A 1,455-nucleotide genomic window follows, 5' to 3' on the forward strand; every position below is an offset into this window, starting at 1 on the left:
GTGAACTGCCTCCCATTTCTTGGACATCGGGAAATGGGAGGTTTTCCATGAGTATAGACCTCAGGGTGAAGCACGACCTGGAGTCCAGGAGGCGGGCCGTCGAGCTCTTCGACGCCGGCGTCGGCTGCAAGCCGGCGGCCGAGGCCCTGTCCGTCCCCCGCGAGACCGTGAGAGAATGGCAGTGGGTATACCGGGCGTTCGGAAGCGAGGCGCTGCTGTCCATGGGCGGGAAACAATCCAGGTACACATTCGAGCAGAGGGTCGCCGCGGCGTCGGCCGTGGTCGACGGCGGGATGGCGAAGACCGACGCCATGGCCGAGTTCGGGATCAGGTCGAAGTCCCCGCTGGAGCGCTGGTGCAGGCTCTACCGCGAGGGCGGCGCCGAGGCGCTGCGGCCCGGACCGAAGGGCAGGCCGAGGGGGTCGAGGTCGAAACCCCGGGCCCGCACCCGCGAGCAGGAGCTCGAGGAGCGCTGCCGCAGGCTCGAGGCCGAGGTCGCCTACCTAAAAAAATTGCGCGCCCTGGTCGAGCGGGACGGGCTCTGACCAGGGCGGCGGCCGAGGCGGTGAGGGCGCTGAGGGCGGAGGGGCACTCCCTGCGCCACCTGCTGGAGTGCTCGGGGCTCAGGAGGTCGACCTACTACTACGCGCTGGCGCACCCGCGGAGGCCGACCAGGCCCGAGCTGCGCGACGCCGCGGCCGAGATATTCTCGCGCACCGCCAACGGCTGCGGGCACCGGCAGATAGCCATGTGCCTGCGCGCCGAGCTGGGCGCGGTCGTGGCCGACAAGACCGTGCTCAAGATGATGCGCGAGATGGGCATCCGGTGCGCGATACGCCGCCGGGGCTCCCGCCGCCGGTACAGCTCCTACAGGGGGCTCGTGGGGAGCACGTTCGAGAACGTCATCGCGAGGGATTTCGGCGCCGAGGGGCCGTGGCAGAAGCTCGGCACCGACGTCACCGAGTTCAAGGTCGCCGGCGCCAAGGCCTACTGGGCCCCGGTGCTCGACTTCTGCACGAAGGAGATCGTGGCGAGCGACATATCGACCTCTCCGGACCTCGCCCAGCAGCACAGGATGCTCGACCGGCTCCTCGAGGCCCTGCCCGACGGGGCGGCACCGACCATGCACTCGGACATGGGCTGGCAGTACCAGCACGAGTCCTACACCTCCAGGCTGGAGGGGGCGGGCATCACCCAGAGCATGTCGCGCAAGGGGAACTGCATCGACAACGCCGCCACCGAGCAGCTCTTCGGCCACGTGAAGGACGAGTTCTACCGCGGCAGGGAGTGGGGCAGCTTCGAGGACTTCAAGCGCGACCTGGAGGAGTACATAGCCCATTGGAACACGCGGCGCAGGCAGGTAAGATTGAAGGGCCTGACGCCGGAGGAGTTCCGGAACCGGGCCCTTGCGGCGTAGTCGCTATTTATTCAGTCCAAGTTTCGGGGCGCAGTTCA

2 protein-coding genes are annotated in these 1,455 nt (G+C 68.1%); both read left to right on the plus strand.

Annotated features, from left to right (window positions below; all coding sequences use genetic code 11):
• The first annotated feature begins 47 nt into the window (after positions 1-47).
• On the plus strand, positions 48-545 hold the full coding sequence (locus ACTQWD_RS08655; RefSeq protein ID WP_099431658.1) for a helix-turn-helix domain-containing protein: 498 nt from the start codon (positions 48-50) through the stop codon (positions 543-545).
• 20 nt (positions 546-565) lie between these two features.
• Positions 566-1,417, plus strand: coding sequence for an IS3 family transposase (locus ACTQWD_RS08660; protein ID WP_370450575.1), 852 nt, complete (start codon positions 566-568; stop codon positions 1,415-1,417).
• Positions 1,418-1,455: the final 38 nt, after the last annotated feature.

The organism is Collinsella sp. LCP19S3_B6, assembly GCF_052121815.1.
Classification (GTDB): domain Bacteria; phylum Actinomycetota; class Coriobacteriia; order Coriobacteriales; family Coriobacteriaceae; genus Collinsella.